This is a genomic window from Protofrankia sp. CiP1_Cm_nod4 (assembly GCF_982290645.1).
Genome location: NZ_CEVIVC010000073.1, coordinates 8,452 through 9,361, shown reverse-complemented (window position 1 = coordinate 9,361; position 910 = coordinate 8,452). Strand labels below are relative to the sequence as shown.

1 protein-coding gene is annotated in these 910 nt (G+C 75.3%); it reads left to right on the top strand.

Features of this window, described 5'->3' with window-relative positions; genetic code table 11:
* Positions 1 to 9: 9 nt before the first annotated feature.
* Positions 10 to 843 (top strand): lysophospholipid acyltransferase family protein, encoded by an 834-nt coding sequence (locus AC5LSR_RS14805; protein ID WP_493468586.1) that lies wholly within the window; start codon positions 10 to 12, stop codon positions 841 to 843.
* Positions 844 to 910: the final 67 nt, after the last annotated feature.

The following is a 910-nucleotide window of genomic DNA, read 5'->3' as shown; positions in this document are numbered from 1 at the left end:
GTCGGTTCCGTGGCCGGCGTCCCGCGCGGCGGCGGAGGGCCGGGCGGCGGGCGGCCGTCCACGGCGGTGTCCCGGCGGGCGGCGGCGTCCCGGCCGTACAACGACATTCTGCACACGGTGCTCAAACCGCTGTTCCGTCTGATCCTGAACAGGGTCGTCATGCGCCTGACGGCCGAGGGGCTCGACCGGGTCCCGTCCGCCGGCCCGCTGATCTTCGCGGGCAATCACAGCAGCCTGCTCGACGGGCCCCTGGTCGTGATCGAGGCGCCGCGCACGGTCCGCTGCCTGGTGAAGTCCGAGCTGTACACCGGGATCCTCGGCCGGCTGCTGCTGCTGTCCGGGCAGATCCCCGTCGACCGGGGCCGGCCCGACCGGTCCGCGCTGCACACCGCGCTCGACGAGCTCTCCCGCGGCGGCGCGATCGGGGTGTTCCCGGAGGGGACCAGGGGCAGCGGCGAGGTGGAGACCGTCCAGCACGGCATCGCCTACCTGGCCGTCCACGGCCGCTGCCCGATAGTGCCGGTCGCCTGCGTCGACACCGGGCAGGTCCTGCCGAAGGGGGCGCACTGGCCGCGGCGCTCCGTCCACGCCCGGATGGTCTTCGGGCATCCGTTCCAGGTGGAGATCCCGGCCAACCCGCGGTCGCGGCGGGCGCTGGCGGCGGTGGCCGAGGACATCCGGGTCCGGCTCGCCGACCATCTCGCCCAGGCCCGGCTGGCGCCCACGTCCCCGCCCAGTCCGGCCGCGCCGCCCGCCCGGCCGGGATCGCGTCGGTCAGCCGGGGCGGGCCGGCGCCGGCCGCGGCGAGGCGGCCCCGGGCCGACCGGATCCGGCAGGCCGTAGAGATCCACAGAGGTCCGGCTCCGGCAGGACCCAGAAAGTCGCAGAGAGTTACAGAGTCAGAGTTACA